This window comes from Pseudomonas sp. SCA2728.1_7 (genome assembly GCF_018138145.1).
Lineage (GTDB): Bacteria > Pseudomonadota > Gammaproteobacteria > Pseudomonadales > Pseudomonadaceae > Aquipseudomonas > Aquipseudomonas koreensis_A.
Genome location: NZ_CP073104.1, coordinates 602361 through 627622, shown reverse-complemented (window position 1 = coordinate 627622; position 25262 = coordinate 602361). Strand labels below are relative to the sequence as shown.

At 59.4% G+C, this 25262-nt stretch carries 18 protein-coding genes and 1 pseudogene; 15 read left to right on the top strand and 4 right to left on the bottom strand.

Annotation, left to right across the window (positions count from 1 at the left end; translation table 11 throughout):
• The first annotated feature begins 57 nt into the window (after positions 1-57).
• On the top strand, positions 58-1560 hold the full coding sequence (gene nhaB, locus KBP52_RS02775; protein ID WP_212621988.1) for a sodium/proton antiporter NhaB: 1503 nt from the start codon (positions 58-60) through the stop codon (positions 1558-1560).
• Between the two features lie 168 nt (positions 1561-1728).
• On the opposite strand, the gene KBP52_RS02770 is transcribed toward nhaB, so the two are convergent.
• Genes KBP52_RS02770 through vasI form a run of 4 tightly spaced genes read right to left on the bottom strand, consistent with a single transcriptional unit; the run spans position 1729 to position 8846 of the window.
• Positions 1729-3051 (bottom strand): hypothetical protein, encoded by a 1323-nt coding sequence (locus tag KBP52_RS02770; RefSeq protein WP_212621987.1) that lies wholly within the window; start codon positions 3049-3051, stop codon positions 1729-1731.
• Positions 3052-3102: 51 nt separating this feature from the next.
• On the bottom strand, positions 3103-6756 hold the full coding sequence (gene tssM, locus KBP52_RS02765) for a type VI secretion system membrane subunit TssM (protein WP_212621986.1): 3654 nt from the start codon (positions 6754-6756) through the stop codon (positions 3103-3105).
• A 9-nt stretch (positions 6757-6765) separates the two neighbouring features.
• A complete protein-coding gene (tssA, locus tag KBP52_RS02760; RefSeq protein WP_212621985.1) occupies positions 6766-8202 on the bottom strand; it encodes a type VI secretion system protein TssA in 1437 nt (478 codons plus the stop codon).
• Entirely contained in the window at positions 8190-8846 is a 657-nt protein-coding gene (vasI, locus tag KBP52_RS02755; RefSeq protein ID WP_249122245.1) for a type VI secretion system-associated protein VasI, read from the bottom strand. The genes tssA and vasI overlap by 13 nt, the downstream gene beginning before the upstream one ends.
• A 338-nt stretch (positions 8847-9184) precedes the next feature.
• On the opposite strand from vasI, the gene tssB reads away from it, so the two are divergent.
• From tssB to KBP52_RS02690, 14 genes and pseudogenes are all read left to right on the top strand, one after another.
• Positions 9185-9688 (top strand): type VI secretion system contractile sheath small subunit, encoded by a 504-nt coding sequence (tssB, locus tag KBP52_RS02750; RefSeq protein WP_137216747.1) that lies wholly within the window; start codon positions 9185-9187, stop codon positions 9686-9688.
• Positions 9689-9719: 31 nt separating this feature from the next.
• Positions 9720-11198, top strand: a complete 1479-nt coding sequence (tssC, locus tag KBP52_RS02745) for a type VI secretion system contractile sheath large subunit (protein WP_212621984.1) — start codon at positions 9720-9722, stop codon at positions 11196-11198.
• Positions 11199-11615 carry a type VI secretion system baseplate subunit TssE gene (gene tssE, locus KBP52_RS02740; RefSeq protein WP_137216749.1) on the top strand — a complete coding sequence of 139 codons (417 nt, stop codon included), beginning with the start codon at positions 11199-11201 and terminating at the stop codon, positions 11613-11615.
• Between the two features lie 7 nt (positions 11616-11622).
• A complete protein-coding gene (gene tssF / locus KBP52_RS02735; RefSeq protein WP_212621983.1) occupies positions 11623-13389 on the top strand; it encodes a type VI secretion system baseplate subunit TssF in 1767 nt (588 codons plus the stop codon).
• Positions 13353-14372 (top strand): type VI secretion system baseplate subunit TssG, encoded by a 1020-nt coding sequence (tssG, locus tag KBP52_RS02730; protein WP_212621982.1) that lies wholly within the window; start codon positions 13353-13355, stop codon positions 14370-14372. Before tssF ends, tssG begins: the two co-directional genes overlap by 37 nt.
• Positions 14373-14380: 8 nt before the next feature.
• Entirely contained in the window at positions 14381-15718 is a 1338-nt protein-coding gene (gene tssJ / locus KBP52_RS02725) for a type VI secretion system lipoprotein TssJ (RefSeq protein ID WP_249122244.1), read from the top strand.
• Positions 15719-15755: 37 nt separating this feature from the next.
• Positions 15756-17102, top strand: coding sequence for a type VI secretion system baseplate subunit TssK (gene tssK, locus KBP52_RS02720; protein ID WP_137216753.1), 1347 nt, complete (start codon positions 15756-15758; stop codon positions 17100-17102).
• Positions 17095-17376 carry a hypothetical protein gene (locus KBP52_RS30425; protein WP_249122243.1) on the top strand — a complete coding sequence of 94 codons (282 nt, stop codon included), beginning with the start codon at positions 17095-17097 and terminating at the stop codon, positions 17374-17376. The genes tssK and KBP52_RS30425 overlap by 8 nt, the downstream gene beginning before the upstream one ends.
• A gap of 21 nt (positions 17377-17397) precedes the next feature.
• Positions 17398-17901: pseudogene (gene icmH / locus KBP52_RS30420) on the top strand (type IVB secretion system protein IcmH/DotU); the annotation flags it as partial.
• A gap of 106 nt (positions 17902-18007) precedes the next feature.
• Positions 18008-18520 carry an Hcp family type VI secretion system effector gene (locus tag KBP52_RS02710; protein ID WP_137216755.1) on the top strand — a complete coding sequence of 171 codons (513 nt, stop codon included), beginning with the start codon at positions 18008-18010 and terminating at the stop codon, positions 18518-18520.
• Between the two features lie 69 nt (positions 18521-18589).
• A complete protein-coding gene (locus KBP52_RS02705) occupies positions 18590-18847 on the top strand; it encodes a PAAR domain-containing protein (protein WP_137216756.1) in 258 nt (85 codons plus the stop codon).
• 27 nt (positions 18848-18874) lie between these two features.
• Positions 18875-20905: a type VI secretion system tip protein TssI/VgrG gene (gene tssI, locus KBP52_RS02700; RefSeq protein ID WP_212621980.1), complete on the top strand. Its 2031-nt coding sequence runs from the start codon at positions 18875-18877 to the stop codon at positions 20903-20905.
• A complete protein-coding gene (locus tag KBP52_RS02695) occupies positions 20902-21840 on the top strand; it encodes a hypothetical protein (RefSeq protein WP_137216758.1) in 939 nt (312 codons plus the stop codon). Before tssI ends, KBP52_RS02695 begins: the two co-directional genes overlap by 4 nt.
• Entirely contained in the window at positions 21837-25178 is a 3342-nt protein-coding gene (locus tag KBP52_RS02690) for a T6SS effector BTH_I2691 family protein (RefSeq protein WP_212621979.1), read from the top strand. Before KBP52_RS02695 ends, KBP52_RS02690 begins: the two co-directional genes overlap by 4 nt.
• Positions 25179-25262 lie beyond the last annotated feature (84 nt).

Here is a 25262-nt window from a genome sequence, read left to right as displayed (position 1 = left end):
TTGATCTTCCGCAAGGCATCCGGCAACTTGCGCGCTTCTAAAGACAAGGAGCAACCGATGTCCGGTTCAATGGCCCAGGCGTTCGCGCACAACTTTCTCGGGCAGTCGCCACGCTGGTACAAGGCGACCATCGTCGGTTTTCTGATCCTCAATGCGCTGGTGCTGTTCACCGTTGGCCCGGTCGCGGCCGGCTGGCTGTTGGTGATCGAATTCATCTTCACTCTGGCGATGGCGCTCAAGTGCTATCCGCTGATGCCCGGCGGCTTGCTGCTGATCGAAGCCCTGCTGTTGAAGATGACTACACCGCAGGCGCTTTACGATGAACTGGTGCACAACTTTCCGGTGATCCTGCTGCTGATGTTCATGGTGGCTGGCATCTATTTCATGAAGGACTTGTTGCTGTTTCTGTTTTCGCGGCTGTTGTTGGGCGTGCGCTCAAAAGCGGCGCTGGCCTTGATGTTCTGCTTTCTTTCCGCGTTTCTGTCGGCGTTTCTCGATGCTCTGACAGTGACCGCTGTGATCATCAGTGCGGCAGTCGGTTTCTATTCCGTTTATCACCGTGTCGCGTCCGGCAACGATCCGCGTCAGGACAGTGAGTTTGCCGACGACCAGAACCTGCCGAAACTGCATCACGAAGACCTGGAACAATTCCGCGCGTTCTTGCGCAGCCTGTTGATGCACGGCGCTGTCGGTACGGCGCTGGGTGGCGTGTGCACACTGGTGGGCGAGCCGCAGAACCTGCTGATCGGCCATGAAATGGGCTGGCACTTCGGCGAGTTCTTCACCAAGGTAGCGCCGGTTTCGCTGCCGGTGCTGGCGGCGGGTCTGGTCACCTGCGTGTTGCTGGAAAAGCTGCGCTGGTTTGGTTACGGCACGCTGCTGCCGGACAACGTTCGCACTGTGCTGGCCAACTACGCCGCCGAAGACAACGCCGAACGTACGGCGCGTCAACGCGCGGCACTGCTGGTGCAAGGCGCGGCGGCATTGATTCTGATCGGCTGCCTGGCCTTTCACATCGCTGAGGTCGGTCTGATCGGCTTGATGGTAATTGTGTTGATCACCGCGTTCACCGGCATCACCGACGAACATCGTTTGGGCAGTGCATTCAAGGACGCCATGCCGTTCACCGCATTGCTGGTGGTGTTTTTTGCGGTGGTCGCGGTGATTCACGATCAACAACTGTTCGCACCGCTGATCCAGTGGGTGCTGGCCCTGCCGGTCGAACAGCAACCGGGCATGCTGTTTATTGCCAACGGCCTGTTGTCGGCGATCAGTGACAACGTGTTTGTCGCGACGATCTACATCACTGAAGTGAAACAGGCATTCCTCGCCGGGCACATGAGCCGTGAGCATTTCGAGACGTTGGCGATTGCGATCAACACCGGTACGAACCTGCCAAGCGTAGCGACGCCGAATGGCCAGGCCGCGTTTCTGTTCCTGCTGACTTCGGCGATTGCACCGCTGGTGCGTCTGTCGTATGGGCGGATGGTGTGGATGGCGTTGCCGTACACCTTTGTGATGGGGCTGTTGGGTTGGTATGCGGTCAGCTACTGGCTCTAACTCACAACGAGATAAGGACTGTGGGAGCCAGCCTGCTGGCCCCCGCGCCCTCAACACCGACCGATAGAACAATAATTCTTTTTTGTTTCAAGCAATTACGAACACGTCGGCGCCCTTGCTTCCAGTCATCCGCTGGGGTCTTCATCCTCTAAAATCACCTTGCCACCGTCACGACCGAAGCGCGTGCCCAATTTCCTCAATCGCGAAACCAACGTCATGACCTGCACGAATCAGCTCCGCAAACCGAAGCATAACCGCGGATCCCGCGTCATGCGCCAGCGCGATGGTCATCAACTCTCGCACGGGCTCGTGAAGCTCTGCTTCGAAAGTTGGTGAACATGCCTGTCCGGTGAGCCAGGTCACAACGGCAGAAACCAGATGGCCCGAGGTATTTTCATCAATACCCAAAATCTCTCCTAACACCATGCCCAATGTACCTGCGGGATGCTGTTCCGGGCGGCTCCATGCCTTGAGTTCCATCGCCTCGCGCTTCACCTTCTCCAGGTTCCGCCGAATCTTCCCAGGAATGGTCGCAGCCGCTTTGGGACGGTTGTAGTACTCGCGATTGGCTAGACTTGCGGCGTCTCTGACGACCTTCCAGACCACCGACCAAAGTTGTGAAACGCTGTAGGTTTCCAATGCAGAGCGCATCGTACTTTTAATCTCCTCCAGTTCTTGCTCCGACAAATCATGGTTGTAGAGCTCGCATTGGGCACCCAGATAGCGCATGACATCTGCGACCGAGTAATCAAGCCACAGGTTGAAAATTCCTTCAGCATCTGTGTACACCCTATCCGACAGGCTACGGATGAGCTCGTCCGCACTCTTTGACGCGGTATCTGGAGCCAAACGATAGACCACCTGTTCCCTCAACATCCAGATCTCATCGCCCTCCCAATAGTAGGTGCCCGGCCTTGCTTTAGTTGGATCTTCAAGAAGCAATCCAGCCTCACGCAATTGCAGCACAAATTCACCGACGTACCGAGGCGCCAGTCCTCGGCAGTCACCTACTGTGAAGGCGCCATTGGTCAATCTCGGCGTAATAGCCCTGTCTAACGCCAATAGAAGGAGCACCAGATTATCCGGTATCTGCGAGTAGTCCACCGTTCGGGTTGACTGTTTGCGGGCGTATTCGGACAACTGCCGTTCAAGCTCTGCGGCTTTCGTCTTTTCAGTATCAAGCGCAACTGCGTCTTGGTCTTTCTGACAGTGGGCACAAAGTTTAGGGGATCGCGCAGGGACCTTCTTTGCCTCGGAGCGATTTCTGATTTCGATCAGTTCTGCGCACTTGGGACAGGCCTGATTCTCATCGAACGCGTTGCAGCGTTGCCTTATAAAGCTGGCCAGTGAAACGCCCTGAGCCATTTCAATCAGGCCTCCAAGATCACTCACTTTTTCGAGATATTGCCCTGACACATCGACTGCCCAGTAACGCTCAATCAACGCAATTTCCTGTGGGTCTTCAGTCAATATTTGTAGCTTGATTGCCATTTAAACGTTCCTGTTTCACTGGTGGTTACTTGTTATCCAGCATTCGCTGAATTAGTTTCGCTCTTCGCTGAACGCAGTTGCGGCGCCCCCCTCAACCTTATTTATGGTTTTCTTTGATCGACGTTCCTCTAGCAACGTCCTGGGCAACACAAACCCTTCAAAACTGCGCTGGGTAATCGGGTTGTTCGCCTTCTCCGCCCCAATCCGATAACGCATCAGCCCATCGGCGACGGCAAAGGTCAGGTCCACACTGGTGTCGGTGCGGCCATTGAGATGCCCGCGGCTGAGCAGCCGGAACAACGACCACGGTCCGCGATAGCTCAGGCTGGCGGTGTTGCCGGTGCTGTGCACCAGCGTCAGTTGGCTGCCATTGGTGTCGCCCAAACTATTGGGCCACACCAGCCCCGTGCGTTGCGGCGCGCCGTGCTGGTAGGGAATCAGTTGGCCGTCGACGCTGAGCATGCTGCTCAGGCGGGTCGCGCTCAGGGCCAGGGGTTCGATGGTGAGTTGCACGGCCAGGTGGCCGCGGTGGTTGAAGAAAGTGTCGCGGATGCGCTCGACCTTCTTGAGCTGTTCCAGCACGTCGCTGCGCACCAGGTAGCCGCCGAGGCTGTCGGAGTACAGCGCGTCGAGATTGTCCTTGAGGAACACGTTCAAGTATTGATCGTGGAACTGCTGCAGACGCCCCTGCGGGCCGAAGAAGGCTTCGAAGTCTTCCAGCGAGGCGTCCTCGCCGCTGGCTTTGAACGGGTAGCGGCCTGCCAGGCGGTCGCGGTAGAAGCTGTAGATTTCACTGTCCCAGCGTTTTTCAAGTTCGCGCAGGGCGGCAATCACCAGGACCTGAGAGGTCTGGTCGGCGAGTTTTTTGACGTGCTGATTGAGTGGTTCAGGCAGGCCCACGGCGACACGTTGCAGGTTGGCAATCGGGTCGGCACCGCCAAGGGAGAAACGATTGAGCACGGTTTTCAGCGCCGCTTTGCCGGGATCGGGATTGTCGTGCACGGCTTTGGCGTAGTCGTAGACGGCGCTGACAGAGCGTAGCGTTTCTTCGTAATAGGACGGCTGCTCGCCGCGCGCGGTGGTTAGTTCCGCTAGGCTGGAAAACGCGCGCCGGATGCCAGTGGCTTGTTGCTGACCGTCCGATACCTTGTCCAACGTCAGCGGTGCCTGCCCTTCGACCAAGGGCACCGACGGGTAGATCACGCTATTGTCGCGCAGAGTCTCCAGCAAACGCCGCAGAGGGGCGGCCGGGCCAGTGACTTGCTCGAGCACGGCCACGCCGTGGCTGAGGTCGTCGAACTCGGTGACCGCGAACTGATTCAGCGCACGTCGCCAGCTGTCGACGTAATCGGCGCTGTATAACGCGCGGACCCGCTGGGTCAGCACTTTGCGGTCTTCGTCGGAGTAGTCCAGGCGTTGTCGCTCGCCGAGCACCCACTGGTCGATCATCGCCAGTTCGATGATGCCTTCGGTGCCAGGCTCGAAGTAGTCCCTGAAACCCTTGGCAGTGAGCAGCGGTGCCAGCATCAAGCCGCTCCCCTCTTGATCGGTGTTCATCGGACGGTAGACGATGTCGAATGCCGGCCCGACCTCGGCGCGCAGGTCCAGCGGGCGGTGCAAGCGCTCTTGGGCATCCTGTTTCAGGTTCATGTAGACCCGTTCAGCCATAGGCAACTGGCGCAATTGTTGTTGCACCTGGGCAATGCGCTCACGGTAGTGCGGCAGATCGGCGTCGGCATATTTCAGTGCGTAGCCCAGGTGCCCCATCAGATCTGCCTGCAATTGGCCCTGCCCCGGATAGGCCCGCTGCCACTGTTTGGCAACCCACTCCTCGACGATGGCCGGGCGGCGGTTTTGCCGTTCTTCAAGCATGCGGTAAACGCGCAAGGCAGCCAGTTGCTGATTACTGCCGGCGGGTGCGGCGTTGATAGCATCCAGCACACCGCTGGCAATCGCCGGCAGAAAACGTTTGGACAGTAGATTCAGATAGGCCTCATCCACCGTCGGGCCAATTGCCCTCCCCTGATACAGCCCCATATCCGACAGCAACGGCCAGGCCTCGCGATAGTCACCGTACACCTGCACCGCATCGCGGATCTGGTCCAGCGGCACCAGCAGGTTGCGACCCGTGGTGTCGACCTTGGCATCGATGTCCCGTCCACTGAACTCCTGACTCTTGGCCAGGACGCTGGCAGCCTTGTCGCGGTTGATGTTGAAGTAAAACTGCCAGGTTCCGATGACTACTAAAACGCCCAAGGACGCGACGCTGAAGCCCGCGATCAGAAGCCGTCGCTTGTTGCGTGCCACCTTGATGTTGTCACCCGCCAGACCCGCTTCCGGGTAAATCACTCGCTGGAACAGTTGCTGGGCAAAGTAGATGGCGGTGCCACCAGCAGGTTTGACCTCGGGGGGCGGTGGCGGCAGTTGATACGCTTGCCCTGCCTCTTTGACGAAGGCATTGCTCAAGGTGCCCTGCTGAAATACCGAGGAGAAATACAGCCCGCGCACCAACGCTGGGGTGGTGAATCGATCACTGCCGAGCATCTCGCTCAGAAAACCCAACAGTGCTGGGCGCAGGCCCGCCATCTGACGTAACAGACCCTGCAATCGGTCGCGTTCGGTCAACCCACGCGACTCCTTGACGCTGTCGAAGATCTGTTCACTCAGGTAGGTGACAAAAGTCTGGTACTGGCGGGTCAACTCCGCCAGCCAGACATCGAAATCATCCACCGCGTCCAGGCTGAAGGTGAAGCCCAGCAGGTCTTCGCGCCCACTGCGCGACAACCGAGCGAAGAACTCTTCAAACCCTTCCAGCAGATCAAACTTGCTCAGCGTCACGTACACCGGCAAGCGCGTACCCAATTGCCGCGTCAGCTCAAACAGCCGGGTGCGCAGAAGGTTGGCGTGCGCCTTGCGTTGTTCGGGACGTTGCCCCAACAAAGCCTGCACATCAATCACCAAAACAACCCCGTTGAGCGCCCGACGGCTGCGGTTGCGCGCCAGCCAGTCGAGCAGGTGCAGCCATAGACGCGAGTGGGCGCCTTCGGGCAATACCGGTTTGACCTTGCCCTGGGTCGCGCCCTGCTGCTCGGTGTTATCTGCCGTTGGCTCCGGGTGACTGAGGAACTCACCCGGTGGGTCGATCAACACCGCCTCGTCACCGATCCACCAGTCCACCGGAAAGGCCAGTTGCTCTTCCTGGTGCGCCCTGACTCCGGCCTTGGTCACATGGGACAAGGCAAAGCTCTGATTGGAGCGGGTGATCAGGCTGGTCTTGCCGGCATTTTCCTCGCCCAGCACCAGATACCACGGCAGTTGATAGAGCGAACGGCGGCGCTCCATGTTGTTTAGCAAGTTGCCCAGGCTGCGGTCCAGTGCTCGCTCCTGCGCCTCGATGTAAGGCAGGCACGGGTCGGCCTGCACCGCGGCCTCATGGTGGCGTTCAAGCTGCAGCCGGTGGTAACGACTACGCACCCGCCATGCCCAGATCAGCAACGGCACCACCAACACCACGACGCTGGCCGAGACGCGCATCGCCAACTCACTCAGCGGCTGATGTTCACGCCAGACCCACTGCGGGCCCAGCCACCAGATGGCAATCAATAAAAACACCACGCCCAGCAGCACCAGTATCGGCAATGCCTGGTTGAACTGACGCAGTACCGGCAGGCCCCAGCGTTTGAGGTAACCCCAGAACATCCCCATAAATGGCTCCTACTCCTTAACCGCTTTGATCAAATGACTGTCGTCGATGGGTTGCGCCACTTTCCGGTACAACTCCGGCTCCCACCCCTGCGCCGTGGTATCGCGCATCAGTCGCGCGACGCTGGCGTACAGGTCGTCCGCTAACCAAGACAGGCCACGTGACGCCAGCAGGTCGGCGGCAATCACCGTGGCGTAACTGCGTTGGCGTGGGGCGTCATGGGTAGCGTGCAGGTCCTGCAGGCGCAGCAGCACCACTTCAACGCCTTCAGTATTGAGCTGGGTGGTTAGTTCGTCGCGCAGGCCGGCATATTCCTGCACCGGGCTACCGGTGGTTTGCGCCTGATCGGCACCGGTGATCCATGCTTGGGTTTGTGCATCAACGAACGGCGTGCCGTCGCTGAAACACAACTCCAGCAGAGCCGGCAGGCGGCAGACGAAACGTTCGCAGGTCTGGCGGATGGCAGCGGCCACTTGCTCCATCGCCAGGCGCGAGGCGACCTGGGCGGCCAGGTAACTGCCGCGCAGCCAGTATGGTGAGGCGCAGACGCTTTTTTCGAGGCGCAGTAGCAGGTTCGGATCCAGCGCATTGTGATTCAGCGCATCCTGATAGCCGTCGACGATGTCCTTGGGCACGGCCGTCAATTCAGTGCGACGGTCACGGGTGATGGGAGGCGCGGTGCGCAAATGCGACCACAGACCGAAGCGTCGCAATTGATAGCCAGTGGGGTCGTAGGGGTCCTGCTGATTGATCTGCTCGGCCATGCTCAACACGGCGCGGCGTTGTTCACGCTCATTCCCCGGCGCCTGCGGTTTGGGGCTGGTGAAAAACGCTGAATCCAGAACGCTGCCGGAGGTGACTACACGGGTGGTTTCGGTCGCAACAACCGGCTCGCTGTATTTGCCCAACTGACGTTGCAATGCCTCCAACGGGGCGGGATCGAACCTGGCGTTTTCCACGCATCGTTGCAGGGTAGCCACGGCCGACTCCGCAGCCGCTTGGTAAGCCGGGGTAAAGCTACCGCGATCCAGGGACGGCAACACCTGCCCCAGGTTCTCCAACAGTCGCTGCACCTGCTTACGCTTGTTCAGGTAGCCCGTCGGGCCGGGCTTGGGGTAGGCACTGTCCCAATACAGTTCGACCATACCGGCCACCAAACCCAACGCATCTGCCCAGCGCGCCCATTGCCGGGTGCGCAACCACACTACTTGCAGATGACCGAGGATGCGCCAGTGCTTGCACTGAGTGGCCAGATATTCGCGGGAGGCTTCGTCGATATACGGCCAATCGATGTCGCTTTCACGCAGGCCGCCGAGCTTGACCATTTCCTGGTCGATGGCCTGATAGGTTTCGTCCTCCACATCGAAATGGCCGGCGAGTTGCTCTGGGTCGATGGGGGTCAGTAGCCGCTTGACGGTGTCCGCCGGCACGTCGATCACCAGCGACATACTTGGCGCTCCTGCTCGATCAGTTTGCCAAGCCCTTCAGCGTCGAACACCAGTCCGTGCAGCCGTGGGTAGTCACTCTCCAGTCGCAGGCGCTGGCCGCCACCCATGTTGCGTAACAAGGCAATGGCCTGCAGGCCACGTCCCGCATCCACCACCAGACCGGCATCGTCCAGCACTTGCCACTGATAGGCCTCGGAGACCGGGCGCTCGTCCTTGAATAGCTGGATGCGAATTTTGTTGGGTTTGGCCGGCTCATCCAGCACCAGTTGCAGGCGAGAAATTTTCGATTCGCAGCTGATGGCCAAGTAAGGTCGAGGTGGCAACGCGCCCAAGGCTGGGGCGGAAATCACCAGCCGTTGTTGCTGCTCATCGTCCGGTTCTGGAAACGACGACAGCAGAAAACGCTGATCCTCGGGTGGGCGCTTGACTTCATTGCGTTGCACCAGATCAACAATTGGCAGTACCTGCCCAACGGCGCGTGGCGCCGCTGGCGCGTGATGGATGGGCGTACCAGCGGCCAAATCAAAACACTCAAGACGCTTCAAGGGCGAGACGATTGAAGGGCAGTCTTGTGTTGCCGCCTGCACTTCCATTACGGCCACCACCGCCAGACAAAGCCCCCATTTCCATCCTTGCCCGCGCATCAACAGCCTCCAGATATTTCTCGTCGAAATCAAAACCGCATGTTTTGTTCAACTTTCAAAACACCTTCACCCGTCTTGAAAGTTCAACAAATTAACTTTCAGAGCCTCACCAGAATCCAATGAATAAGCAAGTAAAAGACAAACAGCGCATTGCAAAAACCCTAACAAAAGGACAAGTCCTTCAGATTCATCCGTAGAAGGCGTAGGAAAATCAGAAACAATCTTCCAGGTATTATTTCCTACAATAAAAACCCACGAATCGCGTCCGCAACGTCCTACAAGACAAACATTGCAACAACTGTTTCTAATACGCCGACCTTATGAAAAGGATTCTTCCTATGTCGAAAAATCACGGCTCTGTCGCGCCCAAAGAGCGCATCAACATCAAGTACGTCCCAGCCACGGGTGACCAACAAGCCGAAGTAGAGCTACCTTTGAAACTGTTGGTTACGGGCGACTTCAAAGGCCACGGCGAAATCACCGCCCTTGAAGATCGGCAATCCACTCGCATCGACAAAGACACTTTCAACGAAGTACTGATCAAAGCCGAAGTTGCCTTGGACATGGCAGTACCGTCCGTTCTGAACAACGACCGCGATACCGACTTGAATGTGCAACTTCAATTCAAAAGTATCAATGACTTCGGCCCCGACGCCGTCGCTCGCCAAGTACCCGAACTGAACAAGTTGCTGGAACTTCGCGAAGCCCTGGTTGCGCTCAAAGGCCCGATGGGCAACGTCCCGGCCTTTCGCAAACACCTGCAAAACCTGCTGACCGATGAAACCGCCCGCCAACGCCTGGCCAGTGAACTGAACCTGGTGCTAGACGCGCCAAACAACTGACTTGAACGCCCTTCTCAACGGAGTACTCCCCATGCCTAAGGAAAGCGCCGCCGCCCAAGTGTTGGTGGCTGACGAACAACCGTCGCTACTTGATCAACTGCTGGCCAACACCACCATGCGCCCGTCTCAGGAAGGCTACGCGGTAGCTCGCCAAGGCGTGGCTGCGTTCATCAGCGAGATTCTGCAAAGCGGCGATCACCAGCAACCGGTGAACAAGCATCGGGTCGACCAGATGATTGCCGAGATTGATCGTGCCCTGAGCAAGCAGATGGATGTGATTCTGCATCAGCCGCAGTTCCAGCAACTGGAGTCGTCGTGGCGTGGGCTGAAGCTGCTGGTGGATCGCACGGATTTTCGCGAAAACATCAAGCTGGAAATGCTGCATGTCACCAAAGAAGAGCTGCTGGACGACTTCGACAATGCCGGTGACATCACCCGCAGCGGCTTGTACAAGCACGTCTACACCGCCGGCTACGGCCAGTTTGGAGGTGAGCCCGTTGGGGCTATCGTCGGCAACTACACCTTTGGCCCTAGTTCGCCAGACATCAAGTTGCTCAGTTACGTGGCCTCCATCGGCGCCATGTCCCATGCACCGTTCGTCTCGGCGGCAGGCCCAGAGTTGTTCAACCTGGAAGGTTTCCAGGGGCTGCCCGACCTTAAGGAAATCAGCGACATTTTCGACGGCCCACGCCACACCAAATGGCGCAGCCTGCGTGAGTCCGAAGATGCCCGTCATCTGGCCCTGACACTGCCACGCTTCCTGTTGCGCACGCCGTATAGCACCGACGACACCACCACCCGCAGCTTCGGCTATAACGAAAACGTCGACGGCAACCACGACAATTACCTGTGGGGCAACACCGCCTTTCTGATGGCTTCGCGGATCACCGACAGCTTCGCCCGCTACCGCTGGTGCCCGAACATTATCGGCCCGCAATCCGGCGGCGCGGTGGATGATCTGCCGGTGCATCTGTACGAATCTCTCGGCCAGTTGCAGGCCAAGATCCCCACCGAAGTACTGATTTCCGACCGCAAAGAGTTCGAGCTGGCCGAAGCCGGGTTCATCCCGCTGACCATGCGCAAGGACAGCGACAACGCGGCGTTCTTTTCCGCCAACTCGGTGCAAAAGCCCAAGAATTTCCCCAAGACCCGCGAAGGCCAGGAAGCCCAGACGAACTACAAACTCGGCACCCAGTTGCCGTACCTGTTTATCGTCAATCGCCTGGCCCACTACATCAAGGTGCTGCAACGCGAGCAGATCGGCAGTTGGAAAGAACGCCAGGACCTGGAGCGCGAGCTGAACATGTGGCTCAAGCAGTACATCGCCGATCAGGAAAATCCGTCGACCGACGTGCGCAGTCGTCGACCATTGCGTGCCGCGAAAATTGAAGTTCAGGACGTGGCCGGTAATCCGGGTTGGTACCAAGTGTCGCTGGCAGTACGCCCGCACTTCAAGTACATGGGCGCCAACTTCGAGATCTCACTGGTCGGTCGACTGGATACGCAATAAGTGGGCGGTTCCAGCCTGTTCGAACGCCTTGAACCCGACGCACCGCGCTACCGCCCCGGCAGCGCGGATGAGCAGGCGTGCCAGCGTGTCGAGGCGATAAAACGCCATCTGGAACAAGTGCTCAACTCACGCCAGGGCTGCTCGCAAAGCAGTCCTGAACTGGGCCTGCGTGACTTCAACGGGGTCACCCAGGCCAGCAGTGATCTGGTGGTCGCCATCAGCACCGACATCCGGCGCTCGGTGGAGGCATTTGAACCACGCATTAAGGTGACGGGCGTGCGCTATCAACCCGACCCGGACTTGCCGCTGGAGCTGAACTTTCGCCTGGATTGCCAGGTGCGGGTCAACCACAAGGAAGAACAGGTGCAGATCGAAGTGGCCATGCACGGCCGCGACGGCTACACCCGCGTGAGATGAGGAAGCAATGGACCTGAAACAACGCTTTGCCGAGGAGTTGCGCTACCTGCGCGAACTCGGCCGCGAGTTCGCCGAAGACAACCCGCAACTCGCGCAGTTTCTCGGCGATCAGGCCGGCGACCCGGACGTGGAGCGACTGCTGGAGGGCTTCGCCTTCCTCACCGCCAAGCTGGGAATGAAGATCGACGACGACTTGCCGGAACTGACCCATCCGCTGCTGCAGATGCTCTGGCCCAACTACCTGCGGCCCCTGCCCAGTGCAACCATCATTCGCTTTGCACCACTGCCCGATGCAATCAGCCAGCGCCAAGTGATTCCCAAGGGCACGCCGTTGTTTGCCAAACCGGTGGATGGCATCTCCTGCCAGTTTCGCACGTGCACCGACGTCAACCTGTACCCGCTGGCCTTGCAGGAGGTCAGCGACGCTCACAGTCGTGAGGCCTCGGTGATGCGCATCGATCTCAAGGTGTTGACGGAGCAACCGCTCACCAGCATGGCCTGTGATCAGCTGGATTTTCATCTGGGCGGGGATAACGCCACCGCGCTGACCTTATACTTGTGGATCGCCCATTACCTGGACAGCGTCACGCTGCAGATCAATGGCCAAAGCTATCGCTTGTCCGCCAAGGACATTGGCTTCCCCGGCTTCACTGCCGAAGAGGCGTTGCTGCCCTACCCGCGCAATGTGTTCGATGGCTACCGCATCCTGCAGGAATACTTTGTATTCCCGCAACGCTTCCACTTTTTCAGCCTGACCCGCCTGGCTCACGTCTGGCCGGATGTCAGCGCCACCACCCTGCGTTTCGAGTTTCAGTTCACCCGGCCCATGCCGCCGGACATCCGCTTGCGTACCAACGACCTGCACTTGTACTGCGCGCCGGCGGTGAACCTGTTCCGCCACGATGCCGACCCAATCGCACTGGACGGGCGCAGCCAGGAGCGGCGTATCAGCCCCAGCGGAAACCGTCCCGAAGCCTACGAGATTTTCAGCGTCGACAATGTGGCCGGCTGGGACGCCGCCGACAAGGAGCACAAGGGCGATCCGCTGCGCAGGTTTACCCCGTTCGAATCGTTCCAGCATGAGATCGAGCACGCACGGGGCCGCACGGCGCTGTACTTCCGCACGCATATCGAGGAATCACATGGCCGCGAGGGCTTGCGCCATCGCATCGCCTTCGTGCGTGGCGATGAGAGCTTGTACATCGGCGAGCACGAAGCGGCGTCCATCGAACTGACCTGCACCAATTGCGACCTGCCGCAGTTGCTGGGCGTGGGGGATGTTTCGCTGTCCACCGAAGTCACTCCGTCGTTCGCCACCTACACCAACCTGATCGCACCGACGCGCAGCTACCGGCCAGTATTGGACAGCAGCCTGCACTGGACGTTGATTTCCAACCTGTCGCTGAACTACCTGTCACTGCTCTCGGCCGAGCCGCTCAAGGCGGTGATCCGCGCCTATGACTTCGCTGCGCTGCACGACCTGCAACAGGCCCGCGCCACCCGCAAACGCCTCAACGGCATCCACGAGGCGGTAACCACTCCCATCGACTGGCTGATGAAAGGCCAGCCGGTGCGCGGCCTGCGGACCCGCTTGCAACTGGACCAGAACGCCTTCCTCTGTGAGGGCGAGTTGTTCCTGTTTGCCAGCGTGCTTTCGCACTTCTTCGCCCTGTACGCGAGCATCAATTCCTTCCATCGCCTGGAAGTGATCAATACCACTAACAACGAGTGCTATGAATGGCCACTGTTGACCGGCAGACAACCCGTGATCTAGCCGATGTGCTGCTGGCCGACGCGCGGAACTATTCGTTTCACCGTCTGCTTGAGCATCTGCACGCTTTGCACGGCGATGACCTTGAAGCACAGCCCTTGAGTGCGGCGGCGCGCCGCCGTGTGTGTCTGCAAAGCCATGCGGGGTTGGGCTTCCCGGCCTCCGATGTAATCGTGGCGGCACGTCTGGAGGAGGATCGCGGAGAAGTGCGTTATCGCCTGCAGACCAGCTTCTTTGGCCTACATGGCACCGACTCGCCGCTGCCCGGTTATTACCTGGATCGTCTGGCCTACGAGCAGGCCCAGGAGCGCGGTATTCGCCCGGCGTTCATGGACTTTTTCAATCATCGTTTGCTGACCCTGCTGCACCACAGTTGGCGTAAATACCGCTATTACATCCGCTTTCAGGTCGAGGCCAGCGACCGTTTTTCGCGTTATGTGTTTTCACTGATCGGCCTGAACGATAACGACCTGCGTGGCGCGACACCGCTGCCATGGGGTCGCCTGTTGAGCTTTGCCGGGTTGATCGCCAGTCGCAGTCGTTCGCCCTCGGTTGTGTCTGGAATTGTCGAGCATTGCTTTGATCTGCACGGCGTGTACATCCGTGAATTCGAGGTGCGTTCGGTGAGTTTGCCGCAGCGTCAGCGCATGGCGTTGGGCAAAGCCAATGGCACGCTGGGCAGCGATTTTGTGGTGGGTGACCGCAGCAAGACCCGCGCCAGCAAGTTCACCCTGGTGATTCCTAATCTGAGCCAAGCTCGCTTCCGCCAGTTTTTGCCCAGCGGTGAGCAGTTTGGGCGGTTGCGCCAGTTGATGGATTTTCTGCTGCGCGACGTCACCGCCTATGACCTGGAACTGGGGTTGCGCGAAGAGGATGTACCGCCGTTCAACCTGCAACGCCACAGTGGCACTCACTTGGGCTGGACCAGTTTTATCGAACATCAGCACCGCTATCGCGCCGTGGTACGGATTCGGGGGCGCGCATGAAACTGAGCATGGTTATCAGCAATCCTGCGCAGTTGCTGCACGGGTATCTGCCCAGTCATCAATTTGACTCGCGGGGTGGCAACATCGGCGGTGTCTCGGCGGACTGGTGCCTGGTGGATCGCCAAAACAGCGTCCAACCGAACCATTGCGAAATCCGGGTCGTCGAAGGACGTTTCTGCGTGATCGACCGCAGCGGCAGAACCTGCGTCAATGGTCATGATTTACCGCTGGATCGCCATGTTGCCGTGAGCCTGAACGATGGGGACCTTCTGCAAATAGGGGCTTACCAGGTTGCGGTGCAGTTTGGTGAGCACGCCGCAAGTCAGCGTTCGCTCGATGACCTGTTCACCGGCCTCCCACAAGGCACGCAAGCCTGGCACCTGGAGGATTTACCGAACCTGCCCCTGTCCGATCCGCGACCGACTGTTTGCCCGGAATTCGAACGCCTTTGCCAACCTGTGAATTTGACTGAGCAAGGCGATCCGCTGCGGGCGATGAATGAAGTGCCGCCGCCAAAACCGCTGGCTGACATTAAAGCGGTAATACCCGATAGTCCCGTCAGCCTGTTCAGCAACCTGCGCCTGAGCACCTTGTTGCTGGCCTGCCTCACGCTCGGCGGCTGCACCATGCTCGATAAAGTCGGTCAAGTGATCTGGGACCCATCGATCCCGGTCGGTTGCCCCGACGATCAACCCAGCCGCTACTCCCTGAGCCTGCACGCCAGCGACCATGTCAACCAGCGCCTGATCAGCACCGGTACCGCACCGGATGAGGACGCGAGCCTCTCGCCCTACAACCTCTACGTTCAGGCGACCAGCCCGCAAGCACTGACGGACAAAGTGCAAACCCTGCTCAATCACCTCTACGAAGCTGTGCCGGCACAGTCGTTGCTGACCGTGAAACCGACGCCCGAGGTGACGATGTCGCCCCTCGAAGACACGCTACTGGGCGACTACGACGCCCAAGGCGTCAGCCTGACCACGCCATGGGGCGACCCGACGTTGCAACACGTCGCCACGCCGATCGCCTTCAAGGTCTTGCAGTTGACCGACGATTCGCTGCTGGTTAACGCCAGCCCCCAGGCCATGGCCGAAGACCTGAAAAAGACCTTGGGCAGCACCTACATCCGCGCCGACGACTACCTGCTCCAGCCGGGTCAATTCAAGTTCGTCGACCTGCGCCCCCTGGAGGAAGACACCCGATTTATCGCGGTGATCGCCAACTACCACAACAGCGATGTCGGCCAGTGGAAACAGCATCTGCGGGTCGAGCCCAAGGGCCGCAGATACGCCGTGCTGGTGCAGTTGGACGCCGAGCAGGTCAGCCTCAAAGGGGAGACCCGATGACGTCATTTTCAGCCGCTTTTGCGCAGAGTAATTACCGATGAGTTCACGCAACCCCGTCATCTGGCATGAAGGTTTGTTCGTCAAGCCTCAGCACTTCCAGCAACAGGCTCGCGCCGCCGAAGCTGCCGTGCATCAGCGCGTGCATAGCCTGAACGACGCTCTCTATGGCTTCAGCGAGCTGGAGTTGAACAGCGAATATTTGAGCTTCGGCAAGGTCGCCCTTACCAAGGCGTGTGGAATCATGCCAGACGGCAGTGTCTTCGATATCCCCCACGACCTGGCGTCGCCCCCTCCTCTAGAGATCGCCGACAGCAGCGCAGTGAACCAGATCGTCTACCTGGCCCTGCCGCTGCGCTCCAGCGGCGCCCTCGAAGTGCGTTGGCCCGATCAGTACGGCAACAGCCGCTACATCGCCCGCCGCGAAGAAATCCGCGATACCCACAGCGATGACGGCGACCAGGTGGCTATGGATCTGGCTGTGCCCAACCTGCAATTGATGCTCGAACGCAGTGACCGCAGCGCCTTCACCGGCATCGCCATCGGCAGGATCAAAGACAAGCGCCCGGACGGCAGCCTGGTGATGGATGAGCATTTCTACCCTACCAGCCTGTCCCTGCAAGCCGTACCGGCGCTACACCGCTACCTGGGCGAAGTGGCCGGGCTGATGCGCGAGCGCGCCAAGAACCTGGCCCAGCGCATCGGTTCGCCGGGGCAGTCGGGGGTCGCCGATGTCACCGACTTCAACCTGCTGCAAACCCTCAATCGTTTGTTCCCGCTGTTTCAGCACCTGGCCCGCCAGCGCCAGGTTCATCCGGAACGGCTGTACATCGCACTGGCCCAAGCGTGCGGCGAGCTGGTGACCTTTACCGATGAGGGTCACCTGCCCCAGGAATACCCGGCCTACCAGCACGACAACCTGCGCGAGTCCTTCCAGATTCTGGAGCACACCCTGCGCCGCGCCTTGGGCACCGTGCTGCAACCGCGGGCGGTGTCGCTGCCGATCATCGAGCAGCAATACGGCGTACGCACCGCTGCGTTGAACGACAGACGCCTGCTGGACAACGCCGAATTCATTCTCGCCGTGCGGGCCGAACTGCCAGCGGAGACCCTGCGTCAGCAACTGCCCAAGCAGATCAAGATCAGCTCCACCGAAGGCCTGGAGCAATTGGTCAGCCTGCAACTGCCGGGCATCCCGTTGATCCCACTGCCCGTGGCGCCACGGCACCTGCCGTTTCACGCCGGTTTCAGTTACTTCGAACTCGACCGCCACCACCCCACCTGGCAGGGCCTGAGTAGCGGCAGCGGGTTTGGCTTCCATATCGCTGGCGAATTCCCGGAGCTGGAGTTGCAGTTCTGGGCGATCAGGAGTGAGAAAGATGACTAAGCCAACACCAGATGCATGGCTTCACGAGGAAGTCTCCGGCGCCATCAACTTTGATAGCGAAACAATCACTGTTAGCAACCCAACCCTTTTGGCTGATCCAGAGTTCGACATGCGCGGTCTGGCCTGGAATCCGTTATGCGATGCCGCCACACCGTTGATCGGCCTGGTGATTCGTCTGCGTCGCCTGGACCAGCACAACGACGTGCCCGCGCTGTACCAAAGCGTCAGCAACCAGATCATCACGATCATGGAAGAAGTCAGCCAGCTCGACTAAGACTCCGGCACACTCAAGGCCTATTCCTACAGCCTCTGTCTGTTGCTGGATGAGGTGGTCATGAGCACCTCCTGGGGCAAATCCTCCATTTGGAGTGCGCGCTCATTGCTTAGCCAATTTCATGAAGAAACCTGGGGTGGCGAAAAATTCTTCACGGTGCTGACTCGCATGACCCTCGAAGCCACCAAATACCAGCATGTGCTGGAGTTCATGTACCAATGCCTGATTTCCGGCCTGAAGGGCAAGTACGGTAACCAGGCCAAGGGCGATGACGAAATACAAAAGATCATCAACCAACTGCACAGCTTGCTTCGCCCACTGCGCGGCGAAACGCCCCAACGCCTGACCGACCCGTTGAGCAACGTCGCGCCGCGCAACTACCGGATCAAACGCGCCTGGCCGTTGTGGACGCCATGGGCATTGGCCGCCGCCGTCCTGACCTGCGCCTACACGGCCTACTCGATCCGCCTGAACGCCATCACTCAGGAAGTGCTGGTGTCCCTGGAGCGGATTCTCAATCTGTAAACGTTTTTTCAGCGTACTCATCCAGAGCACCTGCAAAGCCATGGCCGTGTCGGCCATAACCCGCGACCCCACGGGTCGTTCAATTGATCGCGACAAGGAGTTTGTCATGTCAACACCTGCATACATCAGCATTCACGGAAAAAACCAGGGCCATATCACCAAGGATGCATTCACCGCTGACTCGGTGGGTAACGTCTTTGTGGAAGGCCACGAGGACGAAATCCTTGCACAGGAAATCGATCATCGGATCACCACGCCCACCGACCCGCAAAGTGGTCAGCCCGCCGGTCAGCGCGTGCATAAACCGCTGACCTTCACCAGCGCGCTGAGCAAAGCCTCCCCCATGCTCTACCAGGCCCTGGCCACCGGTGAAATGCTGCCGACCGTCGAGGTCAAGTGGTTCCGTACCAACACCGATGGCATACAAGAGCACTTCTTCACCACCAAACTGGAAGAGGCCACCGTCGTCGAAATCCACACTGTGCTGCCACACGCGCAGGACAGCTTCAACGCCAGCTACACCCAGTTGATCAAGACCAGTCTGGCCTATCGCAAGGTGAGCTGGAGCCATGTCGTGGCCGGCACCGAAGCCTCGGATGACTGGCGAAAACCGGCTTAACCAGCAACCGGCACGTTCCGCCGTGCAGACGGCGGAATGTTCACTGACTCGATGCTATCTGGAGGTTCTATGCCCGCCGTCGTTCTGGTCGGACACGACCATGATTGCCCCTTGTGTGGCTCTACCACCGTGGACAGTGGATCGCCGGCCTTCAAAGTCAACGGCCGCGCCGTCGCCCGCGTCGGCGACACCCTCGGCTGCGGCGCCGTGATCACCAGTGGCGCGTCCTCCATGACCATCAACGGACAACCTGTAGCCCGTGTCGGCGACACCACCGACCACGATGGCGAACTGGAAAACGGTGATAGCAGTTGGTTGATCGACTGACATTCACACACTCGACAGGGAGGCCCCATGCCCCGCCAAAGCGACCTGCGTTTCACCTTTGAGCCCTTGAAGGGCGATCCCTTCGAAGTGGTCTCGTTCACTCTACAAGAAGGACTATCCCAGCCCTTCAAACTCGAACTGGAACTTGCCAGCCATAACGCCGCCATTGACTTCAATCGCGTGCTCGATCTGGCCGGGCTGTTCACGATCTGTCGCGGCGAAACTGCGGTGCGTTACGTCCACGGTCTGGTCAGCCTGTTCAGCCAGGGCGACACCGGCTTTCGCCGCACCCGCTACACCGCCGTAGTCGAGCCGACCCTGGCGCGTTTCAACCTGCGTTCCAACTGGCGCATCTTCCAGGCCCAAACCGTGCCCGACATCATCACCAGCGTGCTGACCGAGCAGAAGCTGACCGACCTGCGCAGCGAAATCTGCTTCGAGCACCAACCCCGCGAATACTGCGTGCAGGCCGGCGAAACCGACCTCGATTTCATCGCCCGCCTCGCCGCCGAGGAAGGCCTGCTCTACACCTTCGAACACCGCGCCGACGGCCACACCCTCGTTCTCACCGACCGCGTCGGCGGGCTCGGCACCATCGGCACCCACACCGATTGCCCGGTGATCTACCAACCCATGGGGGGCGGCGACTCCACGGAGCCGGCGTTGACCCGTTTCCACTACACCGAACAAGTGCGCACGGCGGTGCAGGTGCAGCGCGACTACACCTTCACCCACCCTCGCTATAACCAGCAGCACACCGCGAGCGGTGATCAGGATCTGAACAACCAGCATAAGGATTACGAACGCTACGACTATCCCGGCCGCTACAAGCGCGACATCGCCGGAAAGCCCTTCACCAAGACCCGGCTGGCTGCGCTGCGCAACGACGCCAAACTCGCGCATCTCAAAGGTGACGATGCGCGTTTGCAACCGGGATTGGCGTTCGATCTCAGCGACCACCCGCGCGAGGACTTCAACGATCGCTGGCGCACCATCGCCATCACCCACGAAGGCAAACAACACGCCAGCCTGGAGGAGGAATCGTTCGGCAGCGCACACGGCACGTACTACGAAATGACGGCCACAGCCATCCGCTGGACTTCAGACTGGAAAGCGCCGTTGCGGAACAAACCGTGCATCGACGGCCCGCAGATCGCCACGGTGGTCGGGCCTCCGGGGGAAGAGATTTATTGCGATGAATGGGGCCGAGTCAAGGTGCAGTTCCCGTGGGACCGTTCGGATAAAAACAACGACCAGAGCTCCTGTTGGATTCGTGTGGCGCAAGGCTGGGCCGGGGCGACCTGGGGCGCCATGGCGATACCTCGAGTCGGACAGGAACTGATCATCAGCTATCTCGACGGCGACCCGGATCAACCGATTGCCACCGGGCGTGCATATCGGCAAACCAACTTGCCGCCGTATGAACTACCGAAACACAAAACCCGGATGACCATCAAAAGCCGCACTCATAAGGGGGCAGGTTTCAATGAGCTGCGGTTTGAAGATGAGGTGGGGCAGCAGGAGGTGTTTATTCATGCGGAGAGGGACAAGAACGTTCATGTCAAAAACGACAATGGGGTGTTTGTTGGCAATGATCGTAAAAAAGAGATTGGGAACGATGAGCATGTTTTGATCGGTAATGATCAATGCCATGAAATTGGTCGGGATCATACTCTGTCCACTGCACGTGATCATGAAGCCACTATCGGTCGGGATCGCAGTGAGCGTGTCGGCAATAATCGCTATGACACCACAACAGCCGATCACCAAAGCAAAGTGGGCGGTCACTGCGAGCAAACGATCTCTGGACAACATCGCCTGACTGCCGGCCAAGGTATGCACCAGGCCACCACCGTCTATCAACTGAATGCCAGTGAGCGCGTGGTCTTTCAGGGCCCCGGGGGGAGCCTGACGCTGGACGCGCAAGGCATTCATCTCAATGGCGTGGCGATAACTTTACGTGGTCCGGTCACCGCGACAGCTCCAGGCAACGGCCAGGCGCTGACGCTGCAGTTACAGCCCGGGGCGGGCCAGACGTGCGTGGAGAAAAACCGATGAACCAGGCTCGCGTCCATGCGTTCGTCGCCGAAGAGCATCTACCGGATGCTGCACTGTACTTGTTACTCGACCCCTCGGCCGATTGTGCCGCGGATGATCCCTTGCACATCGAGGCGCTGCGCCAAGCGCTTGGCGGGGACGCCGTCACGTCTCTCCATCGGCCCGATCTGATTCATACACCGTCGGCCTGCCCAGTGTTGGTGACTCTCGCTATGCCCGGCGTCTCGCCGTCGCAGGGACTATTGGCGCTATCTGCCTTACGCGCATTTGAGGATCTGGCCCGTCACAAACGTTATGTGTGCGGTTGGCTGAGCAGCAACGCCGAAGCCCGGTATTTAAGTGCTCACATCGTTTCGCTCGGATTACTTCCACTGGAGCAGGGCCGAGCGTTTTTCCCGATCCACGAACCCCTTCGTCTCGAGCTGCTGGCCGGCACCTTGCGCCAGAACGAAGTCGGGCCGTGGTGGCCGATTCGACATTGGCTACTGCCCACCAGCAGCGGCGCCACCAGCTTACTGACTGGCGTTCCCGAACGTGGCACCGCCCCGGATACCCGAGCGACGGCAGTACAGCGGGATGCCCCTCTTGTGTCGGCCTTGCTGAGCGGTTGGCGTCGCGCCCTTCAGTTGCCGCTGACGTATGCGCCCGCCCGCTGGAACGGCGCTACTGCACTCCCGCCCCAAGCGGCGGTACGGGCCTATAACCAGATACAGCAAGCCCGCCATCTGGGGCTAAGCCAGCAAGAAGACATTCTGACATTGGCCTTGCACTGTCTGATGCTGCACCCACAACTGCATCAGCACGCAGGCGTTCGCGCCCTGATTGAACAAGCAGCCCAAGGACAAGCGCCACTTAGCCAATTGTTGACCCCCTACAACGATCACGCCTGGCAGCGGGCCGTGGCGGATGTGACCTGTTCCGGAGCACTTCAATGACCTTGGGCACCCAACTGCGTATCGCTATAGCCGAAACCACGGCTTCAAAAGATCAATGCAAAGCCTGCCAACGTGAAGGGTTGCCCATTCTGCCGTTGCGCCACGCGCTGGTGCCACGCTCACCGAGTGATCCGCTGGGGCCGGAGCACCTGCATATCGACACTCGCCCAGGTTTGCGCACCTTGCGTGCGGGCTACCTGTACGTGTTGCTGGATCGCACGATCTGGCACGCGTACCAGGTGACCCCGGATGGTTATTTGCGTCAGTTCAATCCCTACGCGCCTGCGCCGGCCAACGACACCTCACTTGGCGAGGCATGCGTTTCGGCCAATCATGATTGCCCGGCGTCGTTCCTCAACATTGACACCCACAAACACACCCAGGCGTGGCTGGCCTTTGCCAGTGACCCGTGGCCGATCAGCGTATTGGATGCTTACAAGGCCGGCCATGCTTCAGAGCGTTTCCACAAACTCGACCTCGCCAGCGCACGCGACAATCCCGCCAGCGTTGGACTGGCCATGACGGATGAAAACCTGCAGGTGGACAAGCAGGTCTACGAATACCAGCAGACGCAATTGTCTGCCACGACCGGGTCCGACTGGCGTTTCTACCAGCATTCGGCGCAGACAGGATTCCATAGCGTGCATGGTTTCCATAGCCGTGCTCATCGCCTCAGTGCACTGAAAGGTTTTCTGCGCAACGTCATCCCACAGCACAATCTTCAACAAGGCGTTCTGGCGTTTGTGCTGGATGACACAATTGGCCTGGTGCAGGAGTTCAACAACACTCGCAACGGCTGGATCCAGAAACGACAAGACTGGATGAGCGATCCTGACCGCGCCTACCAGTACCAGACCTCCCAGCTACTGCTGGCCATTCGTGAAGTTCATCGAGAGCGCGCAGAAAACACAACGCCCCTGCCAGCGTTCGTCGAACCCGTGACTGGCGATGGCCCCCCTGTATTTTCCAGCCCCGAGGCTCAACGCGAACGGATCGTTCAAAAGCGCACCCTGGGCTACAACCAAGACCTTGAGGAACGCTACAACGAGCCGAGCCGCGCCAGGTTTCACCGGTGGTATGAGCAGGAATGCGAAAAATATCAGCATTACATCGATCAAAGCGGACACGCTTACGCGGCAGCGTGTCGCTCCCTGCAATTTGTGTGTATCGAGCAAAATGACTACGACGGCGATGATCGTCCGTCGGGGCGGGCCTACAGCCAGACCATGGCGTTGTGTCTGAGCGGTGGCGTCAGCGAGTCTTCGGCCAGACAAGCGGATCACCCGCAGGAAACCGCTCCCGTTGAAGATACAGGCCACACAGTTTCCCTTTGGAGCGATTGGCTGAAGAACCCGCAAAGTCCCATCTATCGGGCGCTTTTACTACGCGACAAACAGTTACTGGCCGATCTCTTACCCAGCTTCAATGCGACGGGTGACATCGACTGGAACGACAGTGAAAAATTGTACGCGGCCGTGACCAAGCTCATCGGCAACGACGATTTCAAGCACCATGTCCGCCCCCACCTACAGCAAGCCATGGCCCAGCTTCTCGGCGCCCTCAATGCCGCTGCCACCCGCTTGCAGCCGTCGCTCGGCGAGGGTGTGAAATGCGTGGTTTCGCGAATCAACAGTGCCAGCCAGTTGCTGTACAACGGCGTTCATCTGACCGAGCTCAAGCTGAAGATGAAGCTGGGCGAGTACTACGCCCTGCAATGCGAACAGCTGCGCAACCTGCAAGGCAAAGCCGCTGACGCCATCGATCGCACGTGGGAGGACACCAAGAACAACCTGGCGAAAACCGACGATGAGGCGCGAAAAGTGCGCAAGCAGGTACGTCCGCTGATCCAGAGCGGCCTGCTGAGCCTGGCGGTGCTGGACCCGAAAATAGCCAACCTCAGTGTGACCATCAGCGTCTGGGTCGAGGGCGAGGTCACCGCACTGCAGGACACCCTTATGCGCCAGGCCAACCTCGGCGTGGACCAGTTGGGCAAGCAAGCTCACGCAACACTGGTCGACATTGCCGTCGGTGTTGCCACGCTGGACCCGCAGGCACGCGGAGCATTGCAAGGTGTCAAGGTGAGTTCGACACAGGTGGCCAAGTGGGTACGTACCGGATTCACCGGGCTGCGCGGAGCGGCAGGTAGCAGCGAATTGTTACTGGCGATGGGCGGGATATACCTGCTCAGTGATTCGTTGAGCAAGAGTCTCAAGGACGTTGAACAAGCCATGGGGGACAGAGCGTTTGAAGCCAGGTTGGCGTTGTATGGCAGTAGCCTCGGGGTGCTGGGTGGAGGGGTTGAACTGGTCGGTATTGCGTTGGAAAACGGCGCGAAGCGGGTGCAGAAGGTTGGCAATTTGTCTAATCAGGCGTTGACTGCCGCAAAAGCAAGTGCGCAGGCGGGCAACCTGATTGTAAGGGCCGGGGGGAGTATTGGTGCAGTAGCGGGACTGTACGATGCGACACGTGCGGGGTTTGCTGCTAGTCGTACTTGGAAGGAAGGTGATACCTCTGCTGCGGGTCTCTACACGGTTTCAACTGTGTTTTCAGGTGCTGGAGCTGGAATGGGGATCTGGGCCGCTGCTATAGGCGCCAGCACGCTGTTTGGCCCACTGGGGATAGCCATATTTCTCGGCCTAGCGGGATATGGTTTGTATAAATTGGCCGAAGGGAAGGAGTCGACCCCTCTCGACCGCTGGGCGCGCCGTTGTTATTTCGGCAAGCACAACGAAAATCCGCCCATTCACTGGAACAAACCTGAACACGCCCACGTTGCCATCGCCGAACTTAATGCGGCGACCTTAGGGCTTGAAGCCGGTGTCAGTTTTCGCTTACTCATCGTCGGCAGCGGCTCGCATGGCTTGGGCGGTCCGATGGGCAGCGTCGGCGCGCAGGACCATGAGCAGCGCCTCGAATATCGCCTGGTTTTGCCGCTCTTCGACGCCAAGCGCTCGGCCTATCGGTGGTCGCTGACGGTTCATCGCTACGGTGATGGGTCCGCCGACCATTACACCGGGGGTGAAGTGCTGGCCGAGGGCGCGTTGAGCCCACCCACGCTGGCCACCGCGGCAGGCGAACGGCGGACGGCGCTGGCGGTATCCAAGCGGCCGAAAAAGCCTGATTTTCGGAGCGACAGCAACACCCCAATCCAGGAAGTACGCACCCTCACGCTGCCCGACGCCAGTACCCAGCAGGTCAAGGTGATCAGAGGCGCATTAGTACTGCTGCCCAGCACCCGTCGGCACAACATTGAAGCAGCCACCTTGTCGGTAACCTACTGGCCCGATCGCGACATTCAGGACGCCTATGCGGAGCTCATCCTGATGGACAGCCTGTAGACCACAGCCGGCAGCGCACTCAGCTTGATGAATTGTCTGACTACCCCATCGCAAGCACCACCATCGTCCTCAGCACCGCGCTGT

What these genes read in the sequence shown, in the direction of transcription:
- nhaB (WP_212621988.1), top strand. Translation starts at nt 58, where the DNA reads ATGTCCGGTTCAATGGCCCAGGCGTTCGCGCACAACTTTCTCGGGCAG.
- KBP52_RS02770 (WP_212621987.1), bottom strand. Translation starts at nt 3,051, where the DNA reads ATGGCAATCAAGCTACAAATATTGACTGAAGACCCACAGGAAATTGCG.
- tssM (WP_212621986.1), bottom strand. Translation starts at nt 6,756, where the DNA reads ATGGGGATGTTCTGGGGTTACCTCAAACGCTGGGGCCTGCCGGTACTG.
- tssA (WP_212621985.1), bottom strand. Translation starts at nt 8,202, where the DNA reads ATGTCGCTGGTGATCGACGTGCCGGCGGACACCGTCAAGCGGCTACTG.
- vasI (WP_249122245.1), bottom strand. Translation starts at nt 8,846, where the DNA reads ATGCGCGGGCAAGGATGGAAATGGGGGCTTTGTCTGGCGGTGGTGGCC.
- tssB (WP_137216747.1), top strand. Translation starts at nt 9,185, where the DNA reads ATGTCGAAAAATCACGGCTCTGTCGCGCCCAAAGAGCGCATCAACATC.
- tssC (WP_212621984.1), top strand. Translation starts at nt 9,720, where the DNA reads ATGCCTAAGGAAAGCGCCGCCGCCCAAGTGTTGGTGGCTGACGAACAA.
- tssF (WP_212621983.1), top strand. Translation starts at nt 11,623, where the DNA reads ATGGACCTGAAACAACGCTTTGCCGAGGAGTTGCGCTACCTGCGCGAA.
- tssG (WP_212621982.1), top strand. Translation starts at nt 13,353, where the DNA reads ATGGCCACTGTTGACCGGCAGACAACCCGTGATCTAGCCGATGTGCTG.
- tssJ (WP_249122244.1), top strand. Translation starts at nt 14,381, where the DNA reads ATGGTTATCAGCAATCCTGCGCAGTTGCTGCACGGGTATCTGCCCAGT.
- tssK (WP_137216753.1), top strand. Translation starts at nt 15,756, where the DNA reads ATGAGTTCACGCAACCCCGTCATCTGGCATGAAGGTTTGTTCGTCAAG.
- KBP52_RS30425 (WP_249122243.1), top strand. Translation starts at nt 17,095, where the DNA reads ATGACTAAGCCAACACCAGATGCATGGCTTCACGAGGAAGTCTCCGGC.
- KBP52_RS02710 (WP_137216755.1), top strand. Translation starts at nt 18,008, where the DNA reads ATGTCAACACCTGCATACATCAGCATTCACGGAAAAAACCAGGGCCAT.
- KBP52_RS02705 (WP_137216756.1), top strand. Translation starts at nt 18,590, where the DNA reads ATGCCCGCCGTCGTTCTGGTCGGACACGACCATGATTGCCCCTTGTGT.
- tssI (WP_212621980.1), top strand. Translation starts at nt 18,875, where the DNA reads ATGCCCCGCCAAAGCGACCTGCGTTTCACCTTTGAGCCCTTGAAGGGC.
- KBP52_RS02695 (WP_137216758.1), top strand. Translation starts at nt 20,902, where the DNA reads ATGAACCAGGCTCGCGTCCATGCGTTCGTCGCCGAAGAGCATCTACCG.
- KBP52_RS02690 (WP_212621979.1), top strand. Translation starts at nt 21,837, where the DNA reads ATGACCTTGGGCACCCAACTGCGTATCGCTATAGCCGAAACCACGGCT.